Here is a 19,352-nt window from a genome sequence, read left to right as displayed (position 1 = left end):
ACACTCAACAAAGCAATAGTGCTTTCACTAATAAACACTCGGAGCAATTTATGAAAAAACTTACTTTACTTTCAGCATTAATTTTATCAACAGTTAGCCTTTCAGCGTTTGCGGACAAAGGTTATTATCAAAATGGTGGCTTTAATAATAGCCAGCAAGCGATTACTCCAGCAAGCCAAGTTTCTTCAATGAGCGATGATCAATATGTTGTCTTGCAAGGCAAGTTGGTTAAACAATTGGATAAAGACAATTTCACATTCCGTGATGCAAGCGGTGAGATTACTGTTGATATTGATGACGAGGCTTGGAGAGGGTTAAATGTTACTCCAAATGATGAAATCAGACTTTATGGTGAAATTGATAAATCATTGGTCGGTACAGAAGTTGATGTTCATCGTGTTGAAAAAGCAAATTAATGCGATAATGGGAAAGTGGCTGTAAATGCCACTTTTCTTTTTTGAAATTGGGAGGTTGAGATGCGTATTTTATTAGTTGAAGACGATCCGTTGATCGGTGAAGGGCTAAAACTTGGTTTGAGTAAATCTGGCTTTAGTGTGGACTGGTTTGCCGATGGCAGATCTGGCTTAGAGGCGTTAAGTTCTGCTCCTTATGATGCCGTTGTTCTCGATCTCACCTTGCCTAAAATGGACGGACTTGAGGTGTTACAAAGTTGGCGACGGGCAAATCAAGATGTGCCAGTGCTAATTTTGACTGCAAGAGATACCCTTGATGAACGTATCACTGGGCTACAACGTGGTGCAGATGATTATCTTTGTAAACCTTTTGCTCTCGCAGAAGTTGTAGCTCGTTTACAAGCTTTGATCCGCCGTCGTTATGGGCATACCAACCCCGTGATTGAACATAGTTTAGTTAAATTCGATCCAAACCAACGCAAAGTGTTTCTTCGGGAGCAAGAAGTCACCCTAACCACACGAGAGTACAATTTACTTGAGCTATTTATGCACAATAAAGAGCGTGTTCTCACCCGTTCTTTTATTGAAGAGAAACTCTATACTTGGGACGATGAAGTCAGTAGCAACGCCCTTGAAGTCCATATCTACAATTTACGCCAAAAACTCGGAAAACAGTTTATTCGTACCGTACACAGTGTTGGCTATGCCTTAGGAAAAAACGATGAAGTTGCTTAAAAATACCAGTTTACGTTTTCGCTTGATGATCGTCATTTCTTGCACAGCGTTGCTTATTTGGCTTATATCCACTGCAGTGGCGTGGGTGCAAGTTCGTCACGAAGTTGATGAAGTGTTTGATGCTCAACAAGTGTTATTTGCTCAACGTTTGGCTTCTTCAGATTTACGCACATTATTGATGGAACGTAAGCCACAACGGGCTTTTAACGGCGAACATCATAAGAAATCTTTTAAAAAGACCACTTTCGATGATGACGCTCTGGCATTTGCTATCTTTAATGCTCAAGGGGAAAGGATATTAAGTGACGGGCATAATGGTGCAAACTTTCCATTTAAAAGAGCCAGTGGTTTTACCAAATCCCGACTTAATCACGAAGATGACGATGAGTGGCGAATTTTTTGGTTACCGATTAGTGATCGTTTTTTTGTGGCGGTCGGTCAAGAGCAAGATTATCGAGATGATCTGGTTCAAGGAATGGTGTTTAGCCAAATGTGGATCTGGTTTGCTAGTTTACCGTTATTATTGGGATTGATTGTGTGGGTTATTAAGCGTGAATTATTGACATTGCAACGTGTCGGGGAGCAAGTTCAACAGCGAACACCTGACGATAACAGTCCGCTTTCGACAGCAGTGCCGAAAGAGATTTTACCAGTAGTTACTAGCTTAAATCAGTTTTTTGATAAAACATCAACTGTGTTATTAAGAGAGCGTCGCTTTACCTCTGACGCTGCTCACGAGTTACGCAGTCCGTTAGCTGCATTGAAAATTCAAACGGAAATTGCACAATTAGCTGGAGATGATACCGCTTTACGCGAGAAAGCCTTGTATAATCTTACTCAAGGAATTAATCGTGCAACACAATTAATTGAGCAACTGCTTACGCTATCCCGTTTAGATAACTTAACGGAATTGGAAGGTGTAGAAGATATTCATTGGGAGAAATTAATTCCATCATTGGTGGGAGAGCTTTATTTCCAAGCTCAAAAACGAGAGATGGAAATTGAGTTTGAACAAAAAGGCGTACCTGCGGTTAAACAAGGTCAGCCGTTACTTCTTTCCTTGATGTTACGAAATCTGGTAGATAATGCAATGAAATATTGCCCTCAAGGTACGACCATTCGTATTACATTAGAGTCGCAATGTATTATCGTGGAAGATAATGGTGGTGGTGTTGATGAGGCAGATCTTGCTAAACTGGGGCAGCGTTTTTACCGTCCTGCTGGGCAGAATGAAAAAGGGAGCGGTTTAGGCTTGTCGATTGTAAGGCGTATTGCGGAGTTGCATGGTTACTATATTTCGATGGATAATGTATACAATGTGAAGGGTGGAAAAGGGCTTAGAGCTATTATTAATTTATCGGGACTGTGCCGTCAAACTCCGTCCTGAAGGATCGAGATATAAGGCGCAAACGGTGTGAGCCGTTTCAAACCTAACTAAGCAGGTGTTTGTTGTTGCTCGATGTATTGGCGAATAATCGAAATGGGCGCATTACCGCGGCAGGCAGCAAATCCGCAGAATTAAACAGTTCTGCGGATCTGCTCGTTTTGTGTTTAATCGGGCGTTGACTTGGTAAAATGAGCAATACGAAGTAGCCTATTGAGAACAATAGGAGCTAGTAGGAATTCTCGCCTTTTATAGCGGAGAGTACGTCAATCAATATCTCCTAGACTATATTAACAAATTTTTCTCTTCCCCCTTGAAATCTCCAGATAGAGATCCAATAATTACTTTCTATTACTATAGTTATTTCTAATTACAATAATGAGGAGTTATTCAATGAAAATTCGTCCGTTACACGACAAAGTAATTTTAAAACGTGAAGAAATCGAAACTAAATCTGCAGGTGGTATCGTTTTAACTGGCTCTGCGGCAACTAAATCTACTCGAGGTACTGTGATTGCTGTTGGCAATGGCCGTACTTTAGATAATGGCACTGTGTTACCATTAAATGTGAAAGTCGGTGATGTGGTGATTTTCAATGAATATGGTGTGAAAGAAGAAAAAATTGACGGTGAAACCGTATTAATTCTTTCTGAAGACAATATTTTGGCAATTGTTGAATAACTGTGTAGGGACACACTGCGTGTGTCCAACTACAACAAGCGGTTAAATCATTCAATATTTTTACAAATTAATCACGGACACACGCAGTGTGTCCCTACAAGGAATAAAAAATGGCAGCAAAAGACGTAAAATTTGGTAATGACGCTCGTGTAAAAATGTTAAAGGGCGTGAATGTATTAGCAGATGCAGTAAAAGTAACTTTAGGCCCGAAAGGTCGTAACGTGGTATTAGACAAAGCCTTTGGCGCACCAACCATCACTAAAGACGGTGTATCTGTTGCTCGTGAAATCGAATTAGAAGATAAATTCGAGAATATGGGTGCGCAAATGGTTAAAGAAGTGGCATCTAAAGCAAATGATGCAGCAGGTGACGGTACAACTACTGCAACTGTACTTGCTCAAGCTATCGTAAACGAAGGTTTAAAAGCGGTTGCAGCAGGTATGAACCCGATGGATTTAAAACGAGGTATCGACAAAGCGGTAGCAGCAGTTGTTGAAGAGTTAAAATCGCTTTCTAAACCGTGTGAAACCTCAAAAGAGATTGAACAAGTTGGTACGATTTCTGCAAACTCAGACAGCACAGTGGGTAAATTAATTGCTCAAGCAATGGAAAAAGTGGGTAAAGAAGGTGTAATCACTGTTGAAGACGGCACTGGCTTAGAAGATGCGTTAGACGTAGTTGAGGGTATGCAGTTTGACCGCGGTTACTTATCGCCATACTTCATCAATAAACCAGAAGCCGGCACAGTAGAATTAGAAAATCCATACATTCTTTTAGTGGATAAGAAAATTTCAAATATCCGTGAAATTCTGCCAGTATTAGAAGCAGTAGCAAAAGCGGGCAAACCATTATTGATTATCGCAGAAGATATCGAAGGCGAAGCGTTAGCAACCTTAGTTGTGAACACAATGCGTGGTATCGTGAAAGTGGCTGCGGTTAAAGCGCCAGGCTTTGGTGATCGCCGTAAAGCGATGTTACAAGACATTGCGATTTTAACCGCAGGTACGGTAATCTCTGAAGAGATCGGTATGGAACTTGAAAAAGCGACTATCGAAGAGTTAGGTCAAGCAAAACGTGTGGTGATTTCAAAAGACAATACCACTATCATTGACGGCGTTGGCGATGAAGCTCAAATCAAAGGCCGTGTGGCACAAATCCGCCAACAAATCGAAGATTCAACCTCAGACTATGACAAAGAGAAACTCCAAGAGCGTGTGGCTAAATTAGCTGGCGGTGTTGCGGTAATCAAAGTCGGTGCAGCAACTGAAGTTGAAATGAAAGAGAAAAAAGACCGTGTGGATGATGCCCTTCATGCAACCCGTGCGGCTGTGGAAGAAGGTATCGTCGCAGGCGGTGGCGTGGCATTAGTGCGTGCGGCAAGCAAAGTGGCTGATGTAGTGAAAGGTGATAACGAAGAACAAAACGTAGGTATTCGTTTAGCACTTCGTGCAATGGAAGCACCACTTCGCCAAATCGTAACAAATGCTGGTGAAGAAGCCTCTGTTGTGGCTCGTAACGTAAAAGACGGCAATGGCAACTACGGCTATAATGCAGCAACCGAACAATACGGCGATATGTTAGAAATGGGTATCTTAGATCCAACCAAAGTAACTCGTTCTGCATTACAATTTGCAGCCTCTATCGCAGGTTTAATGATTACGACTGAATGTATGGTGACAGACCTACCAAAAGAAGAAAAAGCTGACCTAGGCGCTGGAATGGGCGGTATGGGTGGAATGGGCGGAATGATGTAATTGCTAAGCAGACCTTATTTGAGTAGTAGAGCTAAACCCGTATGGGTTTAGCTTTTTTCTTTTCAAGAATGAGTGGATGATTCCATTTTGTGATCTAGTTCATATCTTCTTTGCATTATTTACGCTATACTCCATATTATTTCAACTTTTTGAAAGGACACTCCAAATGAGCCAAAAATTTGAGTTAAATGATCACCCTCACCGCCGTTATAACCCCTTGAAAGATGAGTGGATTTTAGTTTCTCCACATAGAGCGAAACGTCCGTGGAGTGGCCAAGTGGATAAAGCGGCGGTTGAACAGCTACCGAGTTATGATGAAAAGTGCTTTCTCTGCCCGACGAATACCCGTGTTTCAGGCGATGTAAACCCTGATTATCAAGGCACTTATGTGTTTGCCAACGATTTTGCTGCTTTGATGCAAGATACACCTGATGCTCCGCCCTCTGACAATCCGTTGTTTAAAATTCAAGGGGTGCGTGGTTTGGCTAGGGTGATTTGCTTTTCGCCTGATCACAGTAAAACACTCCCTGAATTGCCTGTGGAAAAAATTCGTGGTGTAGTCGATACTTGGAATGCTCAATTAGAAGAGCTAGGCAAAGATTATCTGTGGGTTCAAGCCTTTGAAAACAAAGGGGCGATGATGGGTTGCTCACAACCACACCCACACGGGCAAATTTGGGCGAACTCGTTTTTACCGAATGAAATTGCAACCAAGGATAAAAATTTACGTCGTTACTATGAACAATACGGCTCAAATTTATTGGTCGATTATGCTCAAGCAGAGCTAAAAGATGGCACACGCACCGTGACAGAAACAGAATATTGGCTTGCAGTTGTGCCGTATTGGGCGGCGTGGCCATATGAAACCATTTTGATGCCGAAACGTCATATCAAACGAATGAGTGAATTGAGCGAAGCGGAAAAAGACGATTTAGCCCTTGCGATTAAAAAGCTCACTTGCCGTTATGATAATCTGTTTGAATGTGCTTTCCCTTATTCAATGGGCTGGCATTTTGCTCCGTTCTTTAAAGATGGGCAAAATATTGAACATTGGCAACTGCACGCCTATTTCTATCCGCCACTACTTCGCTCTGCAACGGTACGAAAATTTATGGTCGGCTATGAAATGTTAGCCGAAGCCCAACGGGATTTAACCCCAGAGCAAGCCGCTGAAAAATTAAGAGCGGTAAGTGAAGATGTTCATTATAAACAAAGATAAATCCCTCTCTCCCGCAAGCGGGAGAGAGACAGCTTAAAATTGCGTGAGGCAATTTTAAGTAGAGAGAGGGCAAACAAGATAAGCGGTAAATAAAAAATTCTGCAACCCTCTCCCTCCGCAAATCTTTCAGATTTGCTCCACCCTCTCCCGCATGCGGGAGAGGGGAAATAATAACAAAATGAAGGAGCTTTTATGACCCCGATCCAACTCTCTCAAACTCAATTTGAACAACATTTTGGTTATGCGTCACAGCAAACCGTCTTTGCTCCAGGTCGTGTAAACATTATCGGCGAACATACCGATTATAACGATGGCTTTGTGATGCCTTGTGCGATCAACTATGGTATGTCTGTGAGTTTTTCGAAACGTGACGATTCCATTTGGCGTGTCTATGCGATTGATATTAATGAAACCGATGCCTTTGATATTAAAAAAGAAATTCCACAAAGCGAAGATAAATGGAAAAACTATGTGCGTGGCGTGGTGAAATATATTCAAGAACGTTGTCCTGAATTTATTCAAGGGGCGGATATTGCAATGACCAGTGATGTACCGATGTCGTCAGGATTAAGCTCGTCTGCTGCCCTTGAAATTTCTATCGGTAAAACCTGCCAAGTGTTAGGTAATTTACCGATTAGTCTAGCCGAGATCGCCTTAATCGGACAACGTGCTGAGAATAAATTTGTCGGTGCAAATTGTGGCAATATGGATCAGCTCACTTCGGCATTAGGACAAAAAGATCACCTTGTGATGATCGATTGTCGTAGCTTAGAAATTAGTCCAACCCCTGTGCCGCAAGGTTATTCCATTGCGATCATTAACTCTAACGTCAAACACGATTTAGTGACTGGGGAATATAACAGTCGTCGTCAAGAGTGTGAATTTGCGGCACAATTCTTTGGCGTTAAAGCATTAAGAGATGTTAGCCCTGAACAATTTATTGAGCGAGCGGCAGAGTTACAACGACTTAATGAATTAGCCTACAAACGTGCAAAACACGTTATCAGCGAAAATCATCGTGTGCTAGAAGCAGTTGAAGCCTTGAAAGCCAACGATATGCAAAAATTAGGGGTATTAATGGGCGAATCTCACGACTCAATGCGTGATGATTTTGAAATCACTATCCCAGAAATTGACTATCTAGTTGAATTAGCTCAAGTGGCTATCGGCAAAAACGGCGGTGCAAGAATGACAGGCGGTGGCTTTGGCGGTTGTATTGTCTGCTTAGTTCCAAATGAAAAAGTGGAAGCGTTGCGTAAACTCATTGCAGAAAACTACCAAAAACAAACTGGCATTCAAGAAACCTTCTATGTTTGCACAGCAAGTGATGGGGTGAGAGTGGTTTAAATTATGCAGTCATAATATCATTTCTCTCGCCCGCTTGCGGGAGAGGGGAAGCAACATAAAGAGAGCAAATATGAAAATTTATACCCTTGAAAACGATCATCTCAAAATCATCCTATCTGACTTTGGTGCATCTTGGCTTTCTTGCGTAGTTAAATTGCCCAATGAGCAACGAGAAGTATTAGTAACCACCACGCCTGAACGTTGGCAAGAGCAATCAGCTTATTTCGGTGCAACGGTAGGGCGTTATGCCAACCGCATTGCAAATGGCACCTTTGAGCTTAATGGGCAAAAGTTTATTTTGGCAAAAAATAACGGGGAAAATAATTTGCACGGTGGGGAAATCGGGGCGGATAAATGTGTGTGGCAGGTGCAATCGGTAGATGAACAAGCGGTTACTTTTCATAAAATTTTCGCCAATGGTGAAGAAGGCTTTGGCGGTGAAGTAACAGCAACTGTCGTTTATCGTTTGAATGGTAATCAACTTGAGATTGAATTTAATGCGGTAAGCTCTCAAGATACACCGCTTTGCTTTACCAACCACGCCTATTTCAATCTTTCTAATGAACCAACCATTCATCAACATAGCCTACAACTCAATGCGGAGAAATACCTTCCTGTCGGTGCTAATGGCATTCCGAACGCCCCATTAAAAGCTGTTGAAGGAACAAGTTTTGATTTCCGCACAGCAAAAATGATCGGTCAAGATTTACTGGCTGATACCGATCAACAAGCTGTTAAAGGTTATGACCACGCCTTTTTACTTGCAAAATCTTGCCAAGATCTGAGCGCTTGTCAGGCTGATGCTGTTTTAGCGTATGATAATCTTCGCCTTGAACTTCGTACCTCCAAACCAGCATTGCAAGTTTATACAGGGAACTGGCTGGGCGGACAGCCTAATTTGACGAGCGGAAGCTATCCTGATTATGCAGGAGTCGCCCTAGAACCTGAGTTTTTCCCTGATACTCCAAACCACCCAGAATGGTGGCACTATGGCGGAATCAGCAAAGCAAACGAGTCTTATCAACATCATATTCATTATCGCTTTATCGTGGGGGAATAAATGAAAGTTGAGATCTGTGTCGATAATCTAGAGTCGGTCATCACTGCAAATCAATTTCCGATTGACCGTATTGAACTATGCTCTGCCCTTGCGGTTGGCGGCTTAACACCGAATCTAGGTTTTATTCAGCAGGCTCAACAAATTTCGACTATTCCCCTAGCCTTGATGATCCGTCCTCGTGCGGGTGATTTTCTGTATAGCGAAGATGAAATTCAGATAATGCTCAACGATATTGCAACCGCCAAGCAGCTAGGCATACAAGCGGTCGTTTTTGGGGCGTTATCTGCAAATGGTGAGATTGATTTAGCAACAACAGAACTATTAGTTAAGGCTTCACAAGGTATGGAGATCACCTTTCATCGAGCCTTCGATCTCTGTAAAGATCCCATTACTGCTCTTGAACAACTCATTGACTTAGGTTGTCATTGTATTTTGACATCAGGGCAAGCAACGACTGCTTTTGATGGGATTCCTGTTATTCAGCAGTTAGTCAAACAAGCGAATGGGCGTATTCAAATAATGGCTGGCTGTGGGATTAATGCAGATAACATTAAACAAATCATTGAACAAACCCAAGTGCCTGAAATTCATTTTTCAGCCAAAGGACAACGTCAAAGTCTAATGGATTCGACCAGTTCGGCAAGAATGGGCGCTTTATCACAGGATAATGTGTTAGACATTGCCGATTCACAAAAAATTAAAGGGATTTTGAAATATATATCGCTGTTGTAGTGGGGGAAGAGCCAAAAGAAAGCCCCTGCATTATTGGCGCATTAGACCTTTGCTAAAGGTTTGTAAGAATGGCTCTTCATCATATCTTCGCCTACCTTTTGGGGGTACAACCCAGTAAAGGTAAATTATATTTGGGTTGTACAATAGGAGAATCAAATCTATTATTTTAAAAACGCCTCTAACTCAGCTTTATTTGGCAGAGCAGACATAGCCCCTTTTGCCGTTGTTGCTAAAGCACCAGACGCATTTGCCTTGCGGATCACTTCAACTAATACCGCATCACTCTCTTTCCAGTTTGACACTTGCGATAAACCAGCTAACAAACCGCTCACAAAGGCATCGCCAGCCCCAGTGGTATCTACCGGTTTTAAGGCTTTACCGGCAACAACTTGGCTCTTACCGTTTAAGTGATAAATCGCCCCATCTTTACCTAAAGTGATAATAATCAGCTTCTCTGGATAAAGTGAAGTAACCTCTTTCGTTGCATCTTCAAGATTTGTCGTATTAGTCAATAAGGTCAATTCTTCTTCAGAGAATTTCAACACGTCCGCCATTGCCACGACACTATTCACCACTTTTTTCATTTCATCAAGGCTTGACCAAAGTGATTCACGCAAATTTGGATCAAACGACACTAATCCGCCCGCTTGTTTAACACGACGAATAGCTTCAATCGTAGTAGAACGTGAAGGATCATTGATTAACGCAATCGAACAGCAGTGTAACCATTCGCCCTGTTGGAAATTTGGCAGATCATTGACCTCTAAGAACTGATCTGCACTCGGATTGACCATAAAGGTAAAACTACGCTCACCTTGATCTAAACCAACGATTACTGTGGAAGTACGTTGTTGTGGATCAAGTATCATCTGCTCGGTTGAAACCTTTTCTGCTTGCAAGGTTTGTTGCATAAACTTACCCAGTGGGTCATTGCCCACACGCCCGATAAATCCAGCTTCACCCCCTAAACGAGAAACACCGACTGCAACATTTGCTGGCGCACCGCCAGCACAACGCAAATAATGATTGTCGCCATCCGGAATTAAATCGACAACGGCATCACCTAATACCCAAATTTTGCTCATAAATCAACCTTTCAAAGTCTAAAAATAATTTTGTGCATAGTAGCTAAAACGGTTTAGTTTTGCAATTTAAGAACGGATATATTTAGAGAAAAAAATAAGAGGCAGAAAAAAAAGCGACTTTTAAAAGTCGCTTTTTCTAAATGGAGATTATTGCTTGTTTTGAACGTAATCAATCGCAGATTGAACAGTAGTGATTTTTTCTGCTTCTTCATCTGGAATTTCGATATCGAATTCTTCTTCTAAAGCCATCACTAACTCAACAGTGTCAAGAGAGTCTGCACCTAAATCTTCAATGAAAGAAGTTTCTGGTTTTACATCTTCTGCTTTTGCACCAAGTTGATCAACGATAATTTTTTTTACGCGTTCTTCAATGCTCATTTTTTGTTTCCTATGTGTATAAATTTGCTAAGTGCGAGAGTTGAATAGTGTAAAGGAAAATTTGCTAAATTCAAGCCTTTTAATACAAGTCGAACCAGCCTTTGTTTTCCACAACACCAGAACTAAGTTTCGCTATCGGTTAGCGAAAAATTTGGGTAATTCTAACATTATGCTCAGGGATTATCCATAGTGGATTTTTGATCGAGTCGGCATTTCTCTAAAATTACCTAAAACAAGCGGTCAGATTTTAGGATTTTTTTACAATTTGCAAAATTCTTTGCCGATCTGACCGCTTTTTGATTTAAAATACCTCCCGTTTCGTTTTATAGAATTGATACAAATAGGATAAATAAATGCGTACAAGTCAATATCTCTTTTCAACCTTGAAAGAAACCCCGAACGACGCTCAAGTCGTTAGCCATCAGTTAATGTTGCGTGCTGGTATGATCCGACCGCTTGCATCAGGTATGTATAACTGGTTGCCGACTGGGTTGCGTGTGTTGAAAAAAGTGGAAAATATTATTCGTGAAGAGATGAATAAAAGCGGTGCTTTAGAAGTGGAAATGCCCGTGGTGCAACCAGCGGATTTGTGGGTTGAGTCTGAACGTTGGGAAGATTATGGCCCTGAGTTACTGCGTTTTAAAGATCGTGGCGATCGCCCGTTTGTATTAGGCCCGACCCACGAAGAGGTGATTACGGATTTAGTGCGTCGTGAAGTGAGTTCATATAAACAACTTCCGTTAAACCTATACCAAATTCAAACCAAATTCCGTGACGAAGTGCGCCCACGTTTTGGGGTAATGCGTGGACGTGAGTTTTTGATGAAAGACGCTTACTCATTCCACACCAGCAAAGAGTCTCTTCAAGAAACCTACGATGTGATGCACCAAACTTATAGCAATATTTTCACTCGTTTAGGCCTAGATTTCCGTCCTGTTGCAGCGGATACGGGGTCTATTGGCGGTTCGGCATCACACGAATTTCAGGTATTGGCACAAAGCGGTGAAGATGATGTCGTGTTCTCAACCGAATCCGATTATGCGGCAAATATTGAGCTTGCAGAAGCGATTGCAGTCGGCGAGCGTCAAGATCCAACGGCAGAAATGACCCTTGTAGATACACCAAATGCAAAAACCATTGCAGAGCTCGTTGAGCAGTTCAACCTACCAATTGAAAAAACGGTGAAAACCTTGATTGTTAAAGGTAGAAGTGAAGAACAGCCGTTAGTGGCATTAGTTATCCGTGGCGATCACGAACTCAATGAAATCAAAGCTGTGAAATGCGAAGAAGTGGCAGAGCCGTTTGAATTTGCTGACGAAGCGGAAATTAAAGCGAAAATCGGTGCAGGTGTCGGTTCGTTAGGCCCTGTGAATATGCCGATTCCAGTAATTATCGATAGAAGTGTGGCGTTAATGAGTGACTTTGGTGCAGGGGCGAACATTGACGGTAAACACTACTTCAACATCAACTGGGAACGTGATGTTGCTTTACCAAAAATTGCAGATTTGCGTAATGTGGTAGAAGGCGACCCAAGCCCAGATGGTAAAGGTACCCTATTAATTAAACGTGGTATCGAAGTAGGGCATATTTTCCAACTTGGCACAAAATATTCTGAAGCGATGAAAGCGACAGTACAAGGGGAAGATGGTCGTCCGCAAACGATGATTATGGGTTGCTATGGTATCGGTGTTACTCGTGTCGTTGCTGCAGCAATTGAACAGCACCACGATGAACGTGGGATCATTTGGCCAACCGATGCGATTGCACCGTTCACTGTTGCGGTTGTCCCTATGAATATGCACAAGTCTGAAAGTGTCCAAACCTTTGCAGAAGATCTGCATAAAACCTTACGTTCACAAGGCGTTGATGTGATTTTCGACGACCGTAAAGAACGCCCAGGTGTGATGTTTGCCGATATGGAACTGATCGGTGTGCCACATATGGTGGTCATCGGTGAGAAAAATCTTGAAAATGGCGAAATTGAGTATAAAAACCGCCGTACAGGTGAGAAACAGATGATTGCCAAAGATCAGTTGTTGGATTTCTTGAAAGGACGGATTAACCAATAACAGCCATTCTAATTTCCAACATAGATACAATGCATCTCAATTTTTATGAGGTTACGAAATTGAGATGCAGAACTTGCCACAGTAGACAAATAGATGTATAAGTATCATTATGTCTTAATGTCGTCATTTTTGTTTTTGACTAAATTTTTAGAATAATCATCCAATATTTGATTTAGCAAGAAAAAGATTACGCAATATGCGAATACAATATGTTAAATATTAATAGGTGTTAGCCAGTTGACAGACTTTTCTATGTTTTCAAGTGAGTTGAGAGTAGGATTGTCAACATTATAAATAACGAAACAGAGTGAATGTAGGTATCCGCCGATACGAATTAAGATTTTTGTTGGGTCGAGTACACGCAGTGTGCCCTACATAAAACAATATTCATTTTTTAGGAGACAACATATGAAAAAGTTTCTTTTTCCTTTGCAATGCTGTGCTGTGTTATCAAGCCCTAGCCTTTTTGCCAGTGATCTTTTTGTTACCCTTGAAAAATCATATAACATCATAAACTTACAGAAAGCCAAAGAGCAGAACCCTGCTATTGATGGTAGTAATGTGGTGGTTGGTGTTGTTGATTCTTTATTCAATCCAGAACACCCTAGCTTACAGGGAAAAGCCATTGAAATCGGTGGTTACAAAGATTTTAATAAAATTTATCAAGATGATGAAAGTAGTATTGGCGTAACACAAAAAGATAATGCTACATTTCGACACGGCACACACGTTGCAGGGATTTTGTTAGGCAGACATCTAGGTCGAACTCCAACCTTTGAAAATAATGGCGATCCTTACGGTGTTGCCCCTAATGCAAAATTTTATGGAGCGGCGTTTAAAGAAAGCTCAAATTTTAATTATTGGGGCTTAAATCTATTTGATTTTTTCAGTAAAGATCCAAAATTAAACATCGTCAATCATAGTTGGGGCTATAAGGTTTTTCCTTATGAACAACAAAATATCTCTAGTTATGAACAAGCCTTAAAAGAGGTGGAAAAAGACAGATCTAGTGGTTACTACAATAAAAATGAAGTAGAACGGATCGTTAGACTTGCCAAAGAACGCAAAGTATTAAATGTGTTTGGTTCAGGCAATGATGGGAAAAATAGTGCGTCTTTGTTTGAACTTTTACCTCGTTATGATGAAGATATTCGCTCATTTATTGCAGTGGGAATGTTAGATGCTGATGGTATTGATGTGGATTCTGACGGCAAAATTATTATCAAAGAAAAACGAGTAAATCAGCTTGATTCAGGCGGAGAAAGAACCTTGACTTTACAAGGTATCCACAAATATTCCAACGGCTTTTTAGGCTCTCAGGCTTATTCCCTAATGGCACCTGGCAGTAAAATTGATGCGGCAAATGCTCTTTTTGATGTGCATAATAAGTTAGGTCGACAACAGCAAGAAGAATTTGTCCCTTTAACTGGCACGAGCCAAGCCGCCCCGATGGTTAGTGGTGCAGCAGCTCTTGTCGCTCAAAAATTCCCATTTTTAAATGGCAAACAGATCGCCGATGTGCTGTTATCTACCGCAAATCAAAATTACACTTTGCCTAAGGTGATTATCAAACAGAAACCTGGCTATGAACTATTTAGTATCATTTATATTGATCAGGATATACCACAAGACGAAACTCAAATCAGACAAGATATAGCTGGACTGGGGTACAGTGATAAGCCCGATAAAGACGGTATTACGATCAATAAAATCTTAGGAAGCAACAATATTTATAGCCTAAAACGCGAAGATTTAATGGGGCAGGGCATACTTGATGTACAAAAAGCCTTAAACGGCGTAGCGACACTTGACGCAAACCGTCTAAATGTAAGTGATATTCAAAGCCCAACAGGGAAAACCGAAGCCTATTATGTGATTGATACTCAAGGACAAAATGGCGAATTTGCTAACAATATCGAGCAAAAAATGTGGGACGACAGCCTACATCTTGCCACAGCAAAAAATTCCCCTGCAGAACAAATGCGAGGATTGAATGTTGGATTTATCAAACAAGGGTTAGGGCAACTTTCTTTCCGTGGTAGCAACAGCTATAAAGGGGCAACTTTGGTGCGTGGCGGAGAGCTACGTCTAAAAAATGGCTCAGCACTTAGCGAAAGTTCAGTATTTGTGGAACAAGGCGGGACCCTAAGCGGAAGCGGTACGATTGCCAACAATTTAGACAATAAAGGCACTGTTATTGCTGGCAGTGATGATATTGCGACATTAACGGTCGGAAAAAACTATACTCATCACGGCACAGCTAAACTGGTGTTAAATTTCAACACTCAAGGAAATTCAAAGCTAGTTGCACAAAATTACGACATTAAAGGCGGAAAATTACTTTATCGTCCTTTAAGCGGTCAGTTTTATGCCGCAGGGCAGAAAGTGCAAATTGATTTAGGCTCATTAGCAAATAGCCTTAATCGTTTTGAGAGCGTGGAAATTCTAAGTAATGGCTCAACGGAATTTAAAATAGCGGATTTTAAACTCGCTTCAAATCGCACGGTGATTAATGATGATACGATTGAAGAAAAGCCTGTTACTGAACCTCAGCCTAGCGATACCGCCAAAGAAGAAAGCTCTTCTGAAGCAGCTTCAACGGAGCAACTAAACACAGAAGCTCAGCCTAATAATACAGCAAAAGAAGAAAGTACTTCTGGAACAGTTTCAACGGAGCAACCAAATACTGAAGTTCAGCCTAATGATAACGTAACGGAAGAAAGCACTTCTGAAACAGCTTCAACGGAGCAACCAAATATGGAACCTCAGCCTAATGATAACGTAACAGAGGAAAGCACTTCTGAAACCGTGTCAACGGAACAGACGAACAACGTAGAAAAAGAGAAGGAAAAAGTTGAAGCAATACCTGCTCAAGACGGTACACTTATCGCTGAAGTCAAGGTTAAGAAAGAGGCTTTTTATATTCCAAATAGTGACATTGGTGAAGCGATTTATACCGCAAGAACATCTGCAGATCTCAGCCAAGCATATCGAGATTTCTTTGTGAAACTGGATAATACCGCCAATAGACAAGCCGTATTAAACAGCATTGCTGAAGATCATTTGCCTGATATGCTCAACGACAGCACTATCAAAACCACCCACTTTGCTCAACAAAATCTACTGTTTAGCTTAACCCCAAACTATTTTGTTCAGCGTTTCAATACCAACGGAATAAAAAAATTAGTGGGTGGCGAAGATATGTTCTTGTCTAAATTAGTCAAACATAATTTGGCACAGAAAAAATATGCGTTTTACCTGACACCAAGCTATCACATCACCCAAGCGAATGAATTTAAAGCTAATTCACACGGATTGCGTATGGGTGTGGCGACAAACATTGATAATAAACAACAGCTTGCAATGAGCCTAAATTATGAAAGGGGCAAAGGCACTTTCCATTCTGCGAACTCTCATTCAGACACTTTCAATGTCGCACTGAATTATGTATCGCATTTTGACCATTTCAAGCTATTGAGTGGCGTAAATTTAGGCAAGTCGCAAAACCACTATGAGAAACAGATTGTGGGAGAAAGGGAGAACATCACAGGCTCTTATCAAAACCGCTTTGCGAGTGCACAGCTAGGCGTTGCCAAATCCTATAAACGAGAGAACTTTACGCTATCGCCACTGACCTATTTCAACTATGATTTTGTACATCAAAATGCATTTAATGAAAGCGGTCGGATTTTTACAAAATCATACGACAGCGTGAATTATCACTCAACGGCTCTGGGGGCTGGGCTTTTATTAAACTATGCAACCACATTAGATAATGCCCAAATTCAGTTCGATTCCTATGCCATCTATCAACATAGATTAAGCGGTAGAAATTATCGTAACAACGCCAAATTTAGCGAGATAGCAAACAGCCACTTTACACAAACCTATAGACTAACCCCATCTCTTTTTACCTTAGGTTTTAGTTCACGAGTGAATTTTAACAATGGCTTTTTTGCTCAGCTGGCATTAGAGAGTGTGCTTACGTCAAGTCAAAAAACAAGAAATATTTTAGCAACCTTAGGATATCAATTTTAGTGTAATAGGAGTGTATCGATATGTGAGAGTATCCAATGATAGCAAACAGAGGCAATAAATTGAGAGAGTAATCAGGTGTTATGATGCTTTTGTTATTTTTTGTCAGTTTTGTATTTTTTTCATGAGTTAAAAGAATTGTTATATATCCTCACTGCTTATTATGGGCGAATAAATAATATTTTATAATGGCGAGGATTTTATTGTCGATAAAACGCATATTAAATAGGTTGGATATTATAGGCTGGGTTTTCACCCCAATAAAATCAATAGGTTGTGGTTATATGATGGGTCAATCCCTGCACAGTACAGGAATTTTTCTAGAATTTTTGAAGCAAATAAAGAATTGAATGCATTAGCTTTTTGTTATCAGCGTCAGTCATGCAAATATTATTAATAACGGCTGTTTTTTATGGAGTAAAAAATAGTCGTTATCTGTTTCTGAATAAGGATACATTATGAATAAAATTTTTCGTGTGATTTGGAATCACACCTCGCAAACTTGGGTTGCAGTTTCAGAATTGGCAAAAGGAAAGGTTAAATCATCAAATGGCGAGCGTTCTGGCGTTGAGATCAATCGTTCACATCCACAATGGTGGAGAGCAAGTGCTACTGTTATTTCGGGTTTGTTTGTTTCAAATATGGCTTGGGCTGATAGTGCTAATGGATTAGGGCAGGTTTCTCAGGCAGCTAATACTGATATACTCAGTTATATTACCGAAGGCAATCCAGGACTTGATGAGGTAGTTAGAGGGAAGAAGGTTTACTCTACATAGGTAGGGGGAGTTGCTTACGGGATGGGCTCAGAGGCTAATGGATCAGGTAGTACCGCATTGGGATCTAAAGCAGATGCTGAGGGAGCTCTAAGTGTTGCCATTGGGGCTAGTTCTAAATCTATGGTTTCAGCTATTGCACTTGGTCCAGCGGCTTTGGCAAATGAGGAAAACTCCCTTGCGATAATGCGTCAAGCCTATGCCATTGGAGTCTATTCTATTTCCGTAGGTACTGCCGCTTCCGTTGCTGGCGAGGCTGCCATTGGTATTGGTAAGTCGGTGCTGACTACAGGTAAACGTGCCATAGCGATTGGTGCGACAATGGATTCAACCGCTAACTCTAATAACTATAATGCGAATGAAAACATGCAAGCAACGAAAGAGGATAGCATTGCTTTGGGAACAAAGGCTCGTGCAACCAGTGTTAAGGGTATTGCGATTGGGAGTGAGGCTTCTGTGACCCAAGAGGGCGGTGTTGCATTGGGTGAAGGCGCTGTGGCTGAGACTGCTTTAGGGCAAAACGGCTATTACCGATCTCACTAACGTCACTCGTAAAAATGACGCAAATAACATTGCGCAAGTGACTAGTTCTGTCAATAATTCAACGCAAGTCAAAACCTATGAAGTCTCTGTGATGAAAGCCGATGTACAAACAGCGGTGGGAGATACTTTTGCGAAATTGGATGCAAGCAATTTAACCAATCAAACTCATATCAATGCTTGGAAACAAAAATTAGGAATTACCTCAACGACTTCTTCCGTGGAATTGGTTGAGGCTCAAGCAAATTCAGGGATTACGGTAAGCCAGCCAACAGATCGTACGGACGGTACTACGGGTAAGAAATACACCCTGAGTTTAGATGCGGCGAAAATTAAAGAGTTATCTGGCGTTGCTAATTCGGCGAGTAAGGATTTGAGCAATCTTGATAGTGCAGGTAAATCTGTGATTCAAGCTGCAACAGAGGTTAAACATTCTGCGGATGCGGATAATATTGCGTCTGTGACATCGGCTACGGCAAATGATGTGAAGACTTATACGGTTAAAGTCAGTAAGGCGAATGTAGCAGATGCGGTGAAAGATGTTTTGGATGATAACACCAAAAATCAGGACTTGATTGATAAGATTGAGGAGAATGTTCAGCTAAATTATAAAGCAGGGAGTGAAACCGCTAAATCAACGGCTCTCTCTACTGGATTGCAGTTTGTCAGCCAAGATACAGACCAGTTAACCATTAGCACAGAAAATGGTGGCAAAGTGAAGTTTGATCTTCAGACGGGGACTTTTGCTAACAATGGGTTAACTGCAACGAACGGCGATACCGATAAATTAGCGACCGTTGGTGGTGTAGCAACAGCGATTAGCTCTGTGAATACAGCACTGACTACCTTGATTAATAATAAAGCAAGTAAGAGCTTAAACGATATTACGGCTGAAGCAGGGCAACCGCATATGTTGTCCATTTTTCAACCTACACGCCGAGCAATAGCTCATCTCGAAATTCATCTGACCAACCAGCAGCGGTCAATTTCCCTTTCATACTCTGCTTTTTCGGGTGTAATCGTGCCAAGTTCAACGCTAATCGACGCAAGATTGCCAGATTTTCCGCACCCCATTCATCGGTCACAGCACATTCGTCTTCTTTATAGACCACATCTAGCACCCAATGGGCTTTGTTTTCCACTTCCC

The 19,352-nt window shown here is 41.3% G+C and carries 16 protein-coding genes and 1 pseudogene; 15 read left to right on the top strand and 2 right to left on the bottom strand.

Translation table 11 applies throughout. The annotated features are described in order from the left end of the window. The first annotated feature begins 50 nt into the window (after positions 1 to 50). The 10 genes and pseudogenes from B0183_RS07285 to B0183_RS07240 all read left to right on the top strand — a co-directional run bounded on the left by B0183_RS07285 (position 51) and on the right by B0183_RS07240 (position 9,325). Positions 51 to 416 carry a YgiW/YdeI family stress tolerance OB fold protein gene (locus B0183_RS07285; RefSeq protein ID WP_021114421.1) on the top strand — a complete coding sequence of 122 codons (366 nt, stop codon included), beginning with the start codon at positions 51 to 53 and terminating at the stop codon, positions 414 to 416. Between the two features lie 60 nt (positions 417 to 476). Further along, on the top strand, positions 477 to 1,148 hold the full coding sequence (locus B0183_RS07280) for a response regulator (protein ID WP_021119362.1): 672 nt from the start codon (positions 477 to 479) through the stop codon (positions 1,146 to 1,148). Continuing rightward, on the top strand, positions 1,135 to 2,535 hold the full coding sequence (gene qseC / locus B0183_RS07275) for a quorum sensing histidine kinase QseC (RefSeq protein ID WP_021114422.1): 1,401 nt from the start codon (positions 1,135 to 1,137) through the stop codon (positions 2,533 to 2,535). Before B0183_RS07280 ends, qseC begins: the two co-directional genes overlap by 14 nt. 121 nt (positions 2,536 to 2,656) lie before the next feature. Continuing rightward, a pseudogene (locus tag B0183_RS13025) lies at positions 2,657 to 2,719 on the top strand (RNA-guided endonuclease InsQ/TnpB family protein); the annotation flags it as partial. Positions 2,720 to 2,925: 206 nt separating this feature from the next. Then, positions 2,926 to 3,213, top strand: a complete 288-nt coding sequence (locus B0183_RS07265) for a co-chaperone GroES (protein ID WP_005713186.1) — start codon at positions 2,926 to 2,928, stop codon at positions 3,211 to 3,213. A 110-nt stretch (positions 3,214 to 3,323) separates the two neighbouring features. Beyond that, complete coding sequence (groL, locus tag B0183_RS07260; RefSeq protein ID WP_021111239.1) at positions 3,324 to 4,967, top strand: chaperonin GroEL; 1,644 nt, start codon at positions 3,324 to 3,326, stop codon at positions 4,965 to 4,967. Between the two features lie 166 nt (positions 4,968 to 5,133). Then, a complete protein-coding gene (locus B0183_RS07255; protein ID WP_062924023.1) occupies positions 5,134 to 6,186 on the top strand; it encodes a UDP-glucose--hexose-1-phosphate uridylyltransferase in 1,053 nt (350 codons plus the stop codon). A gap of 192 nt (positions 6,187 to 6,378) precedes the next feature. Further along, a complete protein-coding gene (gene galK / locus B0183_RS07250) occupies positions 6,379 to 7,533 on the top strand; it encodes a galactokinase (protein WP_078208581.1) in 1,155 nt (384 codons plus the stop codon). A gap of 70 nt (positions 7,534 to 7,603) precedes the next feature. Then, positions 7,604 to 8,593: a galactose-1-epimerase gene (locus B0183_RS07245; RefSeq protein ID WP_078208580.1), complete on the top strand. Its 990-nt coding sequence runs from the start codon at positions 7,604 to 7,606 to the stop codon at positions 8,591 to 8,593. Beyond that, positions 8,594 to 9,325 carry a copper homeostasis protein CutC gene (locus tag B0183_RS07240; protein ID WP_062924020.1) on the top strand — a complete coding sequence of 244 codons (732 nt, stop codon included), beginning with the start codon at positions 8,594 to 8,596 and terminating at the stop codon, positions 9,323 to 9,325. 161 nt (positions 9,326 to 9,486) lie between these two features. Here B0183_RS07240 and B0183_RS07235 read toward each other — a convergent pair whose 3' ends face one another. Beyond that, positions 9,487 to 10,410, bottom strand: a complete 924-nt coding sequence (locus tag B0183_RS07235) for an aminoimidazole riboside kinase (protein WP_062924019.1) — start codon at positions 10,408 to 10,410, stop codon at positions 9,487 to 9,489. Positions 10,411 to 10,557: 147 nt separating this feature from the next. After that, complete coding sequence (acpP, locus tag B0183_RS07230; RefSeq protein ID WP_021119368.1) at positions 10,558 to 10,788, bottom strand: acyl carrier protein; 231 nt, start codon at positions 10,786 to 10,788, stop codon at positions 10,558 to 10,560. A gap of 353 nt (positions 10,789 to 11,141) precedes the next feature. On the opposite strand from acpP, the gene proS reads away from it, so the two are divergent. From proS to B0183_RS13115, 5 genes are all read left to right on the top strand, one after another. After that, on the top strand, positions 11,142 to 12,857 hold the full coding sequence (gene proS, locus B0183_RS07225) for a proline--tRNA ligase (RefSeq protein WP_078208579.1): 1,716 nt from the start codon (positions 11,142 to 11,144) through the stop codon (positions 12,855 to 12,857). Between the two features lie 408 nt (positions 12,858 to 13,265). After that, positions 13,266 to 16,895 carry a S8 family peptidase gene (locus tag B0183_RS07220; protein ID WP_078208578.1) on the top strand — a complete coding sequence of 1,210 codons (3,630 nt, stop codon included), beginning with the start codon at positions 13,266 to 13,268 and terminating at the stop codon, positions 16,893 to 16,895. Positions 16,896 to 17,350: 455 nt separating this feature from the next. Then, positions 17,351 to 17,668 (top strand): ESPR domain-containing protein, encoded by a 318-nt coding sequence (locus B0183_RS07215; protein WP_035523359.1) that lies wholly within the window; start codon positions 17,351 to 17,353, stop codon positions 17,666 to 17,668. A 21-nt stretch (positions 17,669 to 17,689) separates the two neighbouring features. After that, positions 17,690 to 18,208 (top strand): hypothetical protein, encoded by a 519-nt coding sequence (locus B0183_RS07210; RefSeq protein ID WP_078208577.1) that lies wholly within the window; start codon positions 17,690 to 17,692, stop codon positions 18,206 to 18,208. A 37-nt stretch (positions 18,209 to 18,245) separates the two neighbouring features. Then, positions 18,246 to 19,352 (top strand): hypothetical protein (locus B0183_RS13115; protein WP_207552017.1); only part of this gene is annotated, 1,107 nt, incomplete at its 3' end.

It is taken from the genome of Glaesserella parasuis (assembly GCF_002015085.1).
Taxonomy (GTDB): domain Bacteria; phylum Pseudomonadota; class Gammaproteobacteria; order Enterobacterales; family Pasteurellaceae; genus Glaesserella; species Glaesserella parasuis.
Note: the sequence above shows the minus strand (reverse complement) of the source record. Positions and strands in the feature narration are given on the sequence as shown.